At 48.3% G+C, this 14,567-nt stretch carries 13 protein-coding genes; 9 read left to right on the top strand and 4 right to left on the bottom strand.

Going from position 1 to position 14,567, the window contains the following annotated elements; all coding sequences use genetic code 11:
* The first annotated feature begins 106 nt into the window (after positions 1-106).
* From OXB_RS03375 to OXB_RS03335, 9 genes are all read left to right on the top strand, one after another.
* Entirely contained in the window at positions 107-1,840 is a 1,734-nt protein-coding gene (locus OXB_RS03375) for a putative bifunctional diguanylate cyclase/phosphodiesterase (RefSeq protein WP_041071895.1), read from the top strand.
* Between the two features lie 77 nt (positions 1,841-1,917).
* A complete protein-coding gene (gene rocF, locus OXB_RS03370; protein WP_041071893.1) occupies positions 1,918-2,823 on the top strand; it encodes an arginase in 906 nt (301 codons plus the stop codon).
* Between the two features lie 206 nt (positions 2,824-3,029).
* A complete protein-coding gene (sigW, locus tag OXB_RS03365; RefSeq protein WP_041071892.1) occupies positions 3,030-3,593 on the top strand; it encodes an RNA polymerase sigma factor SigW in 564 nt (187 codons plus the stop codon).
* 12 nt (positions 3,594-3,605) lie between these two features.
* Positions 3,606-4,241 carry an anti-sigma factor family protein gene (locus OXB_RS03360; RefSeq protein ID WP_041071891.1) on the top strand — a complete coding sequence of 212 codons (636 nt, stop codon included), beginning with the start codon at positions 3,606-3,608 and terminating at the stop codon, positions 4,239-4,241.
* 179 nt (positions 4,242-4,420) lie between these two features.
* Positions 4,421-5,257: a diadenylate cyclase CdaA gene (gene cdaA, locus OXB_RS03355; RefSeq protein WP_041071890.1), complete on the top strand. Its 837-nt coding sequence runs from the start codon at positions 4,421-4,423 to the stop codon at positions 5,255-5,257.
* Positions 5,250-6,548 carry a CdaR family protein gene (locus OXB_RS03350; RefSeq protein WP_041071889.1) on the top strand — a complete coding sequence of 433 codons (1,299 nt, stop codon included), beginning with the start codon at positions 5,250-5,252 and terminating at the stop codon, positions 6,546-6,548. Before cdaA ends, OXB_RS03350 begins: the two co-directional genes overlap by 8 nt.
* Positions 6,549-6,574: 26 nt before the next feature.
* On the top strand, positions 6,575-7,924 hold the full coding sequence (gene glmM, locus OXB_RS03345) for a phosphoglucosamine mutase (protein WP_041071887.1): 1,350 nt from the start codon (positions 6,575-6,577) through the stop codon (positions 7,922-7,924).
* Positions 7,925-8,070: 146 nt separating this feature from the next.
* Positions 8,071-9,666: a diguanylate cyclase gene (locus tag OXB_RS03340; RefSeq protein ID WP_041071885.1), complete on the top strand. Its 1,596-nt coding sequence runs from the start codon at positions 8,071-8,073 to the stop codon at positions 9,664-9,666.
* Between the two features lie 36 nt (positions 9,667-9,702).
* Entirely contained in the window at positions 9,703-10,068 is a 366-nt protein-coding gene (locus OXB_RS03335; RefSeq protein ID WP_041071883.1) for a response regulator transcription factor, read from the top strand.
* Positions 10,069-10,154: 86 nt separating this feature from the next.
* Here the strand turns inward: OXB_RS03335 and OXB_RS03330 are convergent, their stop codons facing one another.
* The 4 genes from OXB_RS03330 to OXB_RS03320 all read right to left on the bottom strand — a co-directional run bounded on the left by OXB_RS03330 (position 10,155) and on the right by OXB_RS03320 (position 14,495).
* Positions 10,155-10,553: a VOC family protein gene (locus OXB_RS03330; RefSeq protein WP_041071881.1), complete on the bottom strand. Its 399-nt coding sequence runs from the start codon at positions 10,551-10,553 to the stop codon at positions 10,155-10,157.
* Positions 10,554-10,625: 72 nt separating this feature from the next.
* Positions 10,626-11,333 carry a DNA alkylation repair protein gene (locus OXB_RS03325; protein WP_041071880.1) on the bottom strand — a complete coding sequence of 236 codons (708 nt, stop codon included), beginning with the start codon at positions 11,331-11,333 and terminating at the stop codon, positions 10,626-10,628.
* A 337-nt stretch (positions 11,334-11,670) separates the two neighbouring features.
* Positions 11,671-12,066 (bottom strand): response regulator transcription factor, encoded by a 396-nt coding sequence (locus OXB_RS18325; protein ID WP_052483852.1) that lies wholly within the window; start codon positions 12,064-12,066, stop codon positions 11,671-11,673.
* On the bottom strand, positions 12,066-14,495 hold the full coding sequence (locus OXB_RS03320; RefSeq protein ID WP_052483851.1) for an ATP-binding protein: 2,430 nt from the start codon (positions 14,493-14,495) through the stop codon (positions 12,066-12,068). The genes OXB_RS18325 and OXB_RS03320 overlap by 1 nt, the downstream gene beginning before the upstream one ends.
* Positions 14,496-14,567: the final 72 nt, after the last annotated feature.

Genomic DNA, 14,567 nt, shown 5'->3' with positions numbered 1-14,567 from the left:
TTGGGAATAAACCAGAAGAAGTTTAGTAGACTATACGGTACAATAGAGGGAATCCATGATACAAAAGTAATGAATGTGGGAATACTCATAACGATGGGGCGATACCATGCAAGAGGAAACTAACAAATCCATACAAGATGTAATACGTTTCGACGGTTCGCTAAGCGACCAGAAGGTATTCGAAGATATTGCCTACGCACTTGATCAGTCGGCCATTGTTGCTATTACGGACAGGACCGGGAAGATCTTGTACGTAAATGAACTATTCACCAAGATATCCCAATACACGGTGGAAGAGCTCATTGGCTCTACACACAGCATCGTCAATTCCGGCTTTCATTCGACACGCTTCTTCAAAGAGATGTGGGCTACGATCGGGAAGGGGAAAACTTGGCGTGGAGAAATGCGGAACCGACGGAAAGACGGGACGTTTTATTGGGTGGATACGACGATTGTTCCTTTTCTGAATGAAAAAGGTAAGCCGTATCAATACATTTCAATCCGGAACGATATAACCCAGCGCATTGAATCCGAAATGATGGTGCGAAACTTGGCATATAATGATCAATTGACGGATTTGCCCAACCGGATTTCTTTTCGAAAACAAGTTCATCATGCAGTGGACAGGGCGGAAAAGAAGGGGGAGAAATTGGCCTACGTCCGGATCAATATCGATCGTCTTCGATATATCAATGACTCCCTTGGCTTCGAGGCAGGAGATTATGTCCTATCTGTCATCGGCAGAAGGCTGCGGGCGTTCTATCCGGCCGAACAGATTGTCGGCAGACTGTCGGGTGATGAGTTTGCCCTTCTATTACAGGGATGTAAAAGCGATGAAGAGATCGGGCAGCATATCCAAGAAGTTCAATCCTATTTGGAGGAACAGATTGAAGTGATGGGCCAACCGTATGTACCCTCCTTCAGTATTGGCATCTCCCTATATCCAGAGCATGCGACGAAAGCTTCGGAACTGGCCATGAAGGCAGAGAAGGCGATGTCGATCAAAAAAGAACATGGAGGCGGCGGTTATGAATTTTATCGTCATGGAACCGCCTCCAAGTCGCTGGAACGAATTTTGTTGGAAAATGAGCTTAGAAAAAGCGTTAAATTAGGAAGATTCCATATCGATTACCAGCCGAAGATCCATCTGCAGACAAATGAACTGACCGGAGTGGAAGCGCTTGTCCGTTGGAACCATCCCGACCTCGGACGCATTCCGCCTGATAAATTCATTCCTGTGGCGGAAGAGACGAAAATTATCATTCCGTTAGGCGAATGGATTTTGCGGGAAGGGTGCAGACAGGCGAAGGATTGGATACAGAAAGGATTCGCGCCGTTCCGGGTGGCCATCAATATGTCCCCTGTACAAGTGGAAGATCCGGGTGCCGTACCGATGATCCGGAACATTCTCGAAGAGACCGGGACTCCTGCGGAATTGATCGAGATTGAATTGACGGAAACCACGTTTGCGGATCGGGAAGGGTTGCAGGAGAAGATACAGACCATCCGTGAAATGGGTATTACTGTGGCGATCGATGACTTTGGGACCGGATATAGTACATTCAGCTATATCAAGGAATTGCCTGCTGATACTTTGAAGATCGATATGTCCTTCATCCGAGATATCCATGAAAACGAGGAGAGTCGTGCAATTGTCAAAGCGATCATCGCCTTGGCGGATACGGTCGGTTTGCGGGTCGTTGCAGAAGGGGTCGAGTACGAGGAACAGGCCGAAATTTTACGATCCTTCGGGTGCACGGAAGCCCAAGGGTATTTATTCAGTAAGCCCATTCCTCCGGAGGTTTGTGAGCAGTTCATGAAGAAGATGGAGGATGTATAAATATTCGGAAATTTGTTGAGTTGAGCCAACCTTACCGAAAGCCTTAAAATAGGTTCAAGTAAAGGGGGGTATGGGGAATGGGCAAATTACAAATTTCATTGATCGGGGTTCCTCTCGATTATGGACAGAGCCGCCGCGGCGTGGATATGGGACCGAGCGCCATGCGGTATGCAGGAGCAGTCGGCCGATTGGAAGCGATCGGACATGAAGTGGAAGATGAGGGGAATATTTACGTAGGAGCAGCAGCCAGAGACAAGCCGAGCCATTCGAACTTGAAGAATTTAGAAGAAGTCGTACAAGCGACCACTGCCCTCGCCAAAAAAGTGGAAGCGGTTTTGAGAGCGGACCGGTTCCCGCTCGTCTTGGGAGGCGACCACAGCATCGCAATCGGGACGCTTGCAGGGCTTGCGACGAAGTATGGAAACTTAGGCGTCATCTGGTACGATGCGCATGCAGATATGAATACAGAGGAGACATCTCCATCCGGCAACATCCACGGCATGCCCCTTGCGGTCAGCATGGGCTTCGGACATGAGAAACTAGTCGCCATCGGGCAGGCGGGGCCTAAAGTAAAGCCGGAGAATATCGTCATCATCGGAGCCCGCTCAGTCGACCCGGGTGAACGGGAATTGATCAAGGAAAAAGGGATCAAAGTGTATACGATGCATGAAATCGATCGGGATGGGATGACGGCAGTCATGAAGGACGCTATTGCCTATTTGCAGTCCCGCCATTTGGATGGCGTTCATCTCTCATTGGATCTGGACGGGTTGGATCCTCTCTACACACCGGGGGTCGGTACGCCGGTGCCTGGAGGCATCAGTTATCGGGAAAGCCATCTCGCCATGGAAATGCTGGAGGATGCGCGAATGATTACATCGGCTGAATTCGTCGAGGTCAACCCGATTTTGGATGACAAAAACAAAACGGCTGACGTAGCAGTCGGCCTGATGGGCTCCTTGTTCGGGGAGAAGTTGTTATAATAATAGGGATTGGATTGTACACGAACCCGGCATCCACGGGATCGTGGCGATCCTTTTTTATTCCCCCAAATGGGATGGGTTTTACAAAACTCTAGGAGAAAAAACTCGCCATCTTTGATAAAATAAAAAATAGTGATAAAAAATGAAACCTGTCGATACCTTCAACCGTATATGAAGGGACAGCCGCACCGGGGGATGAAATGACAATGGATGACCTGGTCAATAAACGGATCAATGAAGTATTAAAAGGCAACCAGGATGCCTTTGAGGAAATTGTAACCTTATTCCAGCATCGACTGTATCAAGTGTGCTATCGGATGCTGGGGAATGCGCAGGAAGCGGAAGACATTGCGCAAGAAGCGTTTGTGCGTGCTTATATCAATATCCATACATTTGATCAAAAACGGAAATTTTCTACGTGGCTCTTTCGAATTGCAACCAATTTATGCATCGACCGGATTCGGAAGAAGAAGCCGGATTATTACCTGGACGCCGAAGTGCCGGGGACCGAGGGCTTGAATTTATACTCGCAAGTGGCGGCAGCCGATGAATTACCGGAGGACCAAGTGGAAAAGATGGAGCTGCAGGAACGCATCCACTATGAAATCGGCAGACTTCCGGACAAATACCGATCTGTGATTACGCTCCGTTACATCGAGGAATTGCCGTTGCAGGAAATTGGAGATATTTTAGAATTGCCGCTTGGGACCGTAAAGACCCGGGTCCATCGCGGGCGGGAAGCACTTCGAAAACAGTTGGGTACTATGTAGGAGGGAATTGGTATGAATACGTGTCCTGAATATGTTGTCGAATATATGCACGCGTATTTAGACGGAGATATCAGCCGGGAAGAAGAGCGGCTGCTACGAGAGCATTTGGATACTTGTCCCGAATGCAAAGAGATCATGAATGGATTAAGCGAATCCATCGCCTTTCTAGGGAGTGCTACCCAAATACAAGCTCCGGAAGGATTTGTGGAAGGGGTCATGGCACGGCTCCCGAAAGAGAAATCCCAAGCCGGTTTCAACCGTTGGCTGCGCAGACATCCGCTGTTCTCAGCGGCTGCGTTGTTTTTTATCTTAATGAGTGCTACGTTATTCTCGAGTTATGGCAATGACCAACATTTCTCCGTAACGAAGCAACCGAATCTGATTGTCGAAGGGGAGACGGTGATTGTGCCGGAAGGGGAAGTCATTGAGGGTGACCTCGTCGTGAAAAACGGCAATCTCCGCATCGAAGGACAAGTCGACGGCAACGTCACGGTCATCCGCGGTACGAAATATATGGCTTCCACGGCGGTGGTCACCGGCAATAGCGAGGAAATCGACGAAGTCTTCGAATGGCTATGGTATAAAATCAAGAAAACGTTGAATGATGTCATCCCTTCCTCGGATGGGGACCGTTCCACCGATGAGTGATAAATGGAAAGACCGGATCGCCGTGGCGTCCGGCTTTTTTGGATGCAGGGAAAATAAGGCCCCTTACGAAAATCACTTATCAGGTCCGAGCAGGCGCCCTGTGCTTTTGGCATTGCATGAGGCGCTTTTATGCTATACTGTACGCATAGGAAATTGTGTAAGGAAAGTAGGCGAAGCACATGCCCAAATGGCAAGATTTTATTGATTTAAGTCCGGTCGCACCACTTATCACTATTGTGGATGTGCTTCTTGTCTGGTATGTTTTTTATAAACTGATAACGATCATCCGAGGGACAAAGGCAGTCCAGCTGTTAAAGGGAATTATCGTCCTGATCATCGCCCGGCTGCTGACAGACGTGTTCGGACTCGATACATTGCGCTGGATGATGGACCAAGTGCTGCCGTACGGGTTCTTGGCAATTATCATCATCTTCCAGCCGGAGCTGCGGCGAGCGCTTGAGCAACTCGGGCGAGGCCGGCTGTTTGCGCGAACGATGACGCAGGAGCTGGAAGAGCGGGATCGGCTCATTGAGGCGTTTGTGAAATCGGTCAGCTATATGGCCAAACGTCGAATCGGAGCCTTGATATCCGTTGAAAAAGAAACGGGATTGAGCGAATATATCGAAACTGGGATTCCGATGAATTCCGATATTACATCCGAATTGCTCATCAATATTTTCATCCCGAATACTCCCCTTCATGATGGTGCCGTCATTGTCACAAAAAATCGAATTGCGGCAGCCGGCTGTTATCTTCCGCTTTCCGAGAGCCCTTTCATCTCAAAAGAATTAGGGACGCGGCACCGGGCGGCTCTGGGCATTAGTGAAGTGACGGATGCTGTGACAATCATCGTTTCGGAAGAGACCGGGGCTGTCAGCATAACGGCAGATGGGGATATTAACCGGAATTTGGATATGGAGGAATTTGAAGTTCAATTGCGTCGACTCTGGTTTGGTCCGGAATCCAAGCAAGCGGAAACGCCTATTTGGAAATGGAGGAAGAAAAACAATGGATAAACTTATGGATAGCCCTTGGTTTCTCCGTTTCACGGCATTGTTCCTTGCCATTGTGCTGTTTTTCTTCGTCAAAGCAGGGGAAGAGAAGACGGTAGGCAAATCGATCGGCGACACGATGGAAGATATCCGCGATGTCCCGGTCGAAGTGTTTTATGATACAGAGAATTTAGTAGTTACCGGGGTGCCGGAAACGGTCAATATGACGATTGACGGGCCCGCCAATCTGGTTCAATCAACGAAACTTCGAAAGGATTTTACGCTGCGGCTGGATTTGAGTGATTTGCCGATTGGCCGGCATTCAGTGGAGATCCAGACGGAAAATATTTCGGATAAGCTGCTAGTCCAGCTGGATCCTCCGATAGTCACGGTCGATATCGAAGAGAAAATCACGGAAAGCTTCCGCGTCGATCCCGAGCTGAACGATCGGTTGCTGGCGGAAGATTATTATATTGTGGATATGAAAACCGATCCATCGGTCATAGAAGTGACGGGTGCGAAAAGTGTCATCGAATCGATTAGTTTTGTGAAAGCGACTGCCACTGCGGATCAGGGCATTTCCAAATCATTCGAACAACAAGCCCGTGTCCGCGTTTTGGATAAAGATTTGAATAAGTTGAATGTCACCATTGTTCCGGAAGAAGTGACTGTCAAGGTGGAGGTGGCCCAGTATCAGAAAGAAGTGCCGATTGTTCTCCATGCCGTCGGAACGCCGCGGGAAGACGTCCAAGTCCGTAGCCTCTCGACAAATGCGAAAACCATCACATTAACCGGATCGCGGAAAGCATTGGAACAAATCGAAGAATATATTGTGGATGTAGATGTATCGAAAGTGGATGGACAAGGGCAGCTCGATGTGACGTTGAAAAAGCCGAAAGGGATTTCGAAGATGTCTTTGGATAAATTGAAAGTGAGCGTTAACGCTGCTACGACGGATCAGAAGCAGGATCAGGAAGAGGAGAGTGACTCATCCGAGCAAGCAGAGTCTCCGCCGCCTGCTCCTGAACCGGTCGTCACGAAAGAATTTAACAATATCGCGGTAGAGGTCAAGGGGCTGGATGAAAAATTTAAAAGCTCCTATCAGAAGCCGCAAAACGGCTCCGTTTCATTGAGCGTGACCGGAGAAAAAAGTGTCATCGATCAGATGGCGTCTTCTGATTTCAATGTCTATGTCGATGCCTCCAGGGCAGAGGCGGAAGGGGAGCTGACACTTCCCGTTACCGTAGATGGCCCCGAAAAGGTACAATGGAAGCTTTCTGAAGAAAAGGTGACGATGAAAATCGAACTTGCCTGATATATGTTTTGAAAGGGAGTTAGGAGATGACAAAGTATTTTGGCACGGATGGTGTCCGTGGAGTGGCGAATAAGGAATTGACCCCGGAGCTGGCGTTTAAGTTAGGTCGTACGGGTGGTTATGTACTAACGAAAGAAATCCAGGAGAAAGCGACGGTGCTCGTCGGAAAAGATACACGGATTTCAGGCCAACTGTTGGAAAGTGCTTTGATTGCCGGCTTATTGTCAACTGGAGTGGAAGTGATGACGCTTGGCGTAATCAGTACGCCGGGAGTTGCCTACTTGACCCGGGCGATGAACGCGCAGGCAGGTGTCATGATCTCCGCTTCACATAATCCCTTTGAAGATAACGGCATCAAGTTCTTCGGCTCGGACGGTTTTAAATTGACAGATGAGCAAGAAGAGGAAATCGAACGTCTGTTGAATGAGCCGGAAGACACGCTGCCACGCCCTGTCGGGGAAGATGTTGGTACCATTACAGAATATTTCGAGGGCGGCCATAAATACATTCAATACTTGAAGCAGACAGTGGATGAGGAATTCACGGGCATCCATATCGCGATGGACTGTGCGAACGGCGCGACATCGACTTTGGCGACCCATGTGTTTGCGGATCTGGATGCAGATTTGACGACAATGGGAGCCTCTCCCAATGGAGTGAATATTAACGCAGGAGTCGGCTCTACGCATCCGGAGGAACTTTGCAAACTGGTTGTGGAAAAAGGAGCAGATATCGGGTTGGCCTTCGACGGTGACGGGGATCGGTTGATTGCGGTGGATGAGCATGGTGAAATTGTGGACGGCGATCAGATCATGTACATCATCGGAAGCCATTTGCACGAAGAAGGGCGCCTCAAGTCGGGCACGGTCGTTTCAACGATCATGAGCAATATGGGCTTTTACAAAGCACTTGCCGACAAAGGAATGACAAGTGTCCAAACAGCGGTGGGCGATCGTTACGTCGTCGAGGAAATGAAAAAAGGAAATTATAATCTTGGCGGCGAGCAGTCCGGGCATATCGTCTTCCTGGATTTCAATACGACGGGCGATGGACTCCTCACCGGCCTTCAGTTGGTGAATATTATGAAGCGCACGGGCCGGAAGCTGTCCGAGCTGGCTGCTGAAATGCGGGTCTATCCGCAAAAACTCGTCAATGTGCGGGTCACTGATAAAAACGCGGTGACTGAAAATGCTAAAGTCGCTGCGACGATTTCCGATGTAGAGAAGGAAATGGCCGGAAACGGGAGGGTGCTCGTCCGTCCATCCGGAACAGAACCGGTTGTCCGGGTCATGGTCGAAGCGCCGACAGAAGAAGCATGTACCCAATATGTGGACCAAATTGCAGATGTCGTTCGTCAAGAATTAGGAACGGAATAACGAATGTTCAGGTTGGATCTCGTGTCCGACCTTTTTTTATATGTGTCTTTATTCTTAAATTGTACATTTAATAAAGTTTGTTTATAATTAAAGTATGTCTATGTATCTAGTAAATGAGGCGTAGAATTGAGCTGGGGGTTTGAAAAATGGGTAAGAATTATCAGGAATTGCTGCGAGAACGGGTTCGTGGAACGTTTGCGGAGTGGGGAGAGAAAACAGTCATCACTGAAAGAGAGTTATACAAGTTTTTACATACATTAAAAGGCACGTCAGGTACCATCGGATTGGACGCCCTGTCCGCTTTTTGTTCAGCGCAACTTGATATTTTATCTGCCCACAATGAAAGCACGATTCCCGTTCATACGCTTAATAACTTCAAAAACCGGATTTGGCGTGCCATAGAAGGGGGCCAGGAATTGAATGAATTCCAGCTGCCGCCCTCATACTTGAATAGTCTGGATGAAGAGACGGCCGTCTTGATTATTGACGACGATTTGGAATTCGTTTCGTATGTCAAGGAGCTGCTTGAAAAGATGGGAGCGCAAGTGATCATCGCATTGAACGGGAAGCGGGGGATCGAACAATTTTACTCCGTCCGGCCGCATTATGTGTTGATCGACTTGTATTTGCCGGACATGACGGGATTTCAAGTACTTGGGCATATTTCCGAAACAGCGCAAGTTCGCCAAGTGATCACTATCATCACGAGCGTCGATGCTTCCCAGGCTAATCGGGCCTCGGCCTATCAGAGCGGAGCGATGGATTTTTTGAAGAAGCCGTTTGATATGGACATCTTCATTCCGTATCTGTTGAATCGCGAAAAAATGCGCAAAATGATCGGCCAGTCGGTTATCACAGACGGGCTGACGGGTGTCGGGAACCGTCGTCACTTCGATGAAATGATTTCCTACTTCGCGGAGTTGTCGGAGAGGACGGGTGTCGGATTTTCCCTAGTCATGCTGGATCTCGACCACTTCAAAAAAGTGAATGATCAATACGGCCATCCGGCGGGGGATGAAGTACTGAGGACGTTAGGGGCGATCGCCTTGGAAGAAAAACGGGAGACCGACCATGTCTTCCGATATGGCGGGGAAGAGTTCTCCTTCATTTTACACGGGGCTACTGCCGAAAAGGCGACCGTTTTTCTCGATCGATTGCGGGAGCGGTTCAATGCCATCGTATTTGAAGAGGGCGGTCACCGCTTTTCCGTCACATTCTCCGCTGGCATCGCGACATTCGGGGGCAGCATCGAAAAAGTGATTTCCGAGGCTGACCAAGCGCTCTATGAAGCAAAACGGAGTGGTCGGAACCGGTCGGTCACATACGATGCCACGGTGCGGGCTAAACGGAAACTCCATATTATGGTCATTGATGATGATACATTGATCCGTACGATGCTTTCTGAACAGCTGGCAGGACTGACGTTGCCGGGAATTGAGATTGATGTTCATATCTATCCGGACGGCCCCGCCTTTTTGGAGTCGGATTGGTACCGGCCGGATCAATATTATATTGTCTTACTGGACGGCATCATGCCGGAAATGGACGGGTTGGAAGTGCTTAGCCGATTGAAGCGGGATGTGGATCAAAAGAACGTCCTTGTCTCCATGATGACCGCTCGCACGGGCGAATCGGATATCAAGGCAGCCTTGTGGTTGGGGGCCGATGATTATATTATGAAACCTTTCCAGCCGAAGGACATCGTGACACGCGTGCAAAAGCTGTCAACACGGATTTTATAATAGATGGGGAATGCAGGAGAGGAGTTTGACGGGTCGATGGAAACCAAAAGAATTCTGGTCGTGGATGATGAAGGAATATTGCGGATGCTCATTATGGATACTCTTGAGTTTGAAGGGTATGCGGTCGAGGAAGCCGAAGACGGGGAGGAGGGGTTCGAGCGCATTGCCAATGAACCGTATGATCTAATCATCCTGGATTATATGATGCCCCATTTGACAGGGATGGAAGTGTTGGAAAAAATCCAGCCTCTACAGCTTGAAGTGCCGATCATCATGTTGACCGCCAAAGCCCAGCAACAAGACCGCGATATGGCCCACCAGTTCGGCGCCAAGTATTTTATGCCGAAACCGTTCAGCCCCTCTGAACTCGTCGCTCTGGTGAACGAAATTTTGAATGGATAACTAGTGAAAAGCCCAATTTCTTAGGTTTCATGAGAAATTGGGCTTTGGGTGTTATTTTGAGAGATGCCGCACCCATTGCAACCAACTTACTCGGGTAAGTTCAACTGCCAGGATACACCGAACTGATCATTCAGCCATCCAAACTTTTTGCTGAATCCGTAGTTATCTATCGGCATGAGTGCTGTTCCATTTTGCATCATTTTATTATATAGACTGTCGATTTCCTCTTCGGTATCGCATGTAAGATAGATCGAAAAAGAAGGGGTAAACGTAAACTTATGGTCAACATGACTGTCGATGCACATGAACTCTTGTCCCTTTAACGAGAATACAGCCTGCATCACGGTACCTTCTTTGCCGGGTCCATCAGCCCCGTATCGAGTAATGCTTTTAACTTCTGAATCTTCAATGAGTGATGTGTAGTAATTCATGGCTTCTTCTGCAATACCGCCTTGAAACATTAAAAATGGCATTACGTTTTTCATCTGTAACGTCCCTTTCTCTACTGGATTTATAGTGTCGACCCGTTGTTTAGTTCTACCTCGATGTAAAAAATGTTAACATCTTACATATTTGCGTTTGAAACCAAGTCTCCCTCGATCCAATTCTTTCTGAATACTGTCGTAAGCGTTAAGAAAACTGCTTTTCTTCTTGTCTCGTTTGACTTCCACTGTACCGACTTCCTTTGCGGTCTCGACGGCCTTGTCGTGTAGCGGCACATATGAAATCCCCACGGTGTACAGAAAATTGTTCATGGCAGATTTTGTTCGTTCCGGCGAGTTGTGAATCGTAATCTTCACAAGATCCAGCATCTGAGAAATCTTGCTTTCTGTAAATTCATTATCCTTCCGATTCCCTAAAAGCCAGCAGTAGCAGCTCCAGCCCGCTGACATCCTCAGTTCAGCGCCGCTCGCAATCCATTCATCCGCGACGTTTTGTGCAATGTCCGACTCGGATAAAGTGACTGCTACGACATAATCGGACAGCATGTAGAAATAGGCTCCATCTATCCAGCGGTCAAAATCCGGCGCAGACATCGCTTTCGGGTCCGCGATAATGCCTGCGAAGTACATAGCATCATAGTTGCCTGTTGCATAAAGCTCTTCGGCTAACGGTTGATTGATTTTTATTTTCTTTGCGATTGGCTTCATAGCCCCTGTCGCTACGCCAAACAAAGGCTCGTGTGCCCCGTTGTTAATGTAAGTCTTTTTGATGCGTTCCTTACCGAGCATTTCCAGCTCCTGCATCACCATTTCGAAATCCATCGTTTCACGCTCCTTTCAACAATCACCTTAGAATGAATCTTCAAGTCCCATTTGATCTAGCTCGCAACATTTCGGTTAAACCTTATTACAATAGTATCGAACTTCCCAACGTTTTGCCCCGACCTTGCAACGTATTCCTCGAGCTTCATCACGTATCCAGCACCTCACCACATATTCCCCAAACTTTCCAACATCTAAGCGTGCAACTTCGCAATGAAATACGTCCACCTCGCAACATATATCCTGAACCTCCCAACATTTTGCCTCCATTACGCAACGCAGGCCCGAGCTCTCCTCAATTCAAAACAGGGAACCCGGATTGGATTCCCTGTCTCTCTTACTCGGTTGCCGCAGCCTCGTCGGGATATAGGATCAGACCATCGCGCTTTTGCAGGGCTTGTGCGATGGTGCCGGATAATTCTTGGAGCGGATACGGTTTAGTCATGTAGTGGTCGACGTTGAACTTGTTGACGAGATCCTGCTGTTCTTCCAAGGCGGAGGAAATGACAATTGGAATATGCCGAGTGGCTTCTTCCTCTTTCAACCGCTGAACAAGGTCCCAGCCTGTCTGTTTCTCGCCAAGCAACAAGTCGACGACGATGCAATCGGGCTGTTCATCCTTGGCATAGGTGAAAGCTGGATTCACTTTGGATTGGTGGATGACCGAGTAGCCCTTCGTCTTCAGTTCTTCCCCGAGCAACAATGCAATGCTGGAGTCATCTTCCACAATCATCACCGAGTGCTATTGGCCGATAGAAGCTCTGTTTTGGCCAATGCCTTCAATGGCAATGAAAAGAACACCGTCGTACCGATATTTTCTTCGGATTCGATCCAGATCTTCCCTCCATGCTGTTCCACAATTTCTCGGCAAATGGCCAACCCCAGACCTGTTCCGCCAATTTTACGGCTATAGCTATTATCGAAGCGCTGAAACTTATCGAACATTTTATCGATTTGATTGGCTGGAATCCCGATTCCTTCATCCTCGACGGACACGACGGCCCGGTCCTCCTCGGTTGTAATCGTAATCCGAACATTCCCTCCTTCCGGTGAAAACTTCAAAGCATTGCTCAACAAATTGGTGAACACTTGGACTAACTTGTCATGGTCTGCCGTGATGATCGGCTGGATGGCTTTGTCAACAATCGCGATGGAGTGGGTTTCGTCCACTTGGAACATGTCCATCACTTCTTTCGCCACTTCCGAAAGATTCATCTCAGCCATTTGATAGGATTGGCGACCCGATTCCATCCGTTGCAAATCCAGGAAATCGTTAATGAGACTCGTCAGCCGTTTCGCTTCTTTGTGGATCGTTTCCAAATAACGCTTCTGCCGTTTACCGTCCATCTCTTTCGATAATAAAAGCTCCGTGAACCCGAGCACGCTGGAAAGAGGGGTCCGCAATTCATGGCTCACCGTGGAAACAAGTTCTGTCTTCATCCGGTCGATTTCATATTCTTGGGTAATGTCACGGTGCACGAAAATGGTGCCAATCCGTTCTTGCTCGATGATTACGGGCACGCTGTATACATTCATCACTTTCAAGTCATTTCCCGGAATTCGATAAGACGTTTGGGAAACAATGTCTGAATCGAGGGCTGCATTGAAAAACGACTTCAATTCGCCGTCGTCCCTCGCCTTGTCCAACGCATGGTCGAGCCATTTTTCCGGGTCGACCCCTTGCGTATCCGATTCGCTTGGAAACTCGAATAAGCGGAAGAGAGATCTGTTATAGATATCTTGCATGCCATCCTTTGAAACGAATTGGATTCCTTCGTTGATGTTATCCAAGATCGTCTGACTCAGCATTCGCTCTCGGTTGACTTTTTCATATTGCTCCACCCGGTCGATCGCCAGCACAACCCGCTTGAGCAGTCCATATATATCAAGCGTATCTTCCTCCGAGAACGGCCGCCCGATGCGCGAGAAAGCTACGGTTACACCGAGTTGTGTCGAATGTTCCTTAATCCCGGCAAAGTAGTCATAGACATACGTCCGGCCAGTGGAAATGCCTTTTTCGTAATTCGCTTCCCGCTTCATCACAAAGTAAGGCTCCTTGCCTAATCGTAGCTGAATATACTCGAATTGCACCTGCTTGAAACTTTCGAAGCGTTCATCCGAAAGACCCTTCAAGCTGTATTCTCCGCTCTGCGGCAACCAGACAGCCCCTAGATCGAGTTTATATAACTCATCAAAGTATTGGAGCACGATATCCAAAATTTCCTGTTTGTCCAACGAAAACGACAATTGGTGATTCAGCCCATTGTAGCGCTCCAACCGGATTTTAGTGTGCCGTGCAGAGGACAGCGCTGTTTCCATGCGGGTTTGCTTATCCATCAATTCTTCTTGTTGGGAAAGGAGTTCTTCGTTTTGGGCCGTCAACTCATCTTCCTTCGTATGGATCGTATGGATCATCCGGGCGAATGAATCGGAAAGCGCGCCAATTTCATCTGTCCGCTCGATTGGGTTGAATTGGAAATCGTGTCCGTCCTGATACCGGTCGGCTGCCCACTTCATCTGTTCAATCGGTCGGATGATGTCAATGATGACCCGCCGGATGACCCAGAGGATGGCGAGCAGCAGCACCGTCCCGCCAAGCAAGATGTAGAGATAGAACAGGTTCAATTGCTTGGTCAGTTTTCCGAACATGCTGAGAAGGCCGTCATTGAGGTTTTCCTTATATTTTTCCGAGTAGTCGATGAACTTATTGACGGTATCATTCGTGCCGCCAATGGAAAGTTTCCGCAATCCTTCATAATCATTTGCTTGGACAAGGGAAATGCCGTAAGGAAGGGTGACTTCCTCGTAGTGGGTGAGAAACCCCTCAATTTCGTCAATCAAATCCCGTTCTTCTTCATTTAATTGGCTAGCCCGTAAGTGATCGATCGCTTGTCGGACGTTTTCCATTTCCGCATAAGCGGCATCCAGTTCGGCGTCTATTTGGAAGGCGTAATATCCCCGCGCCCTCAAAAAAAGGCCGTGGACAGAACGGGCAAGCTCCTCCATTGCCATTGCCTTCTCATAGGTAATTTGTCGTTTGGCAGCCAGGTCTTCCCACTCGTGATGGAGAAATAAATAAGTTCCGAAGATGATGGGTGCCAAAATGATCAGCAAGAACAACGTGGAGCGTTGATATTTTCTCCGCAACCCGCCTTTACTCATAAAATGTCCTCATTTCTTTTTGAAATCCCTTCTAGTTGTCTACTATTCTACCATGAGGACATAAAAAAAGTT

This window comes from Bacillus sp. OxB-1 (genome assembly GCF_000829195.1).
GTDB lineage: Bacteria > Bacillota > Bacilli > Bacillales_A > Planococcaceae > Sporosarcina.
The sequence above is the reverse complement of the archived record's forward strand: the minus strand, read 5'-3'. Positions and strand labels throughout refer to the sequence as shown.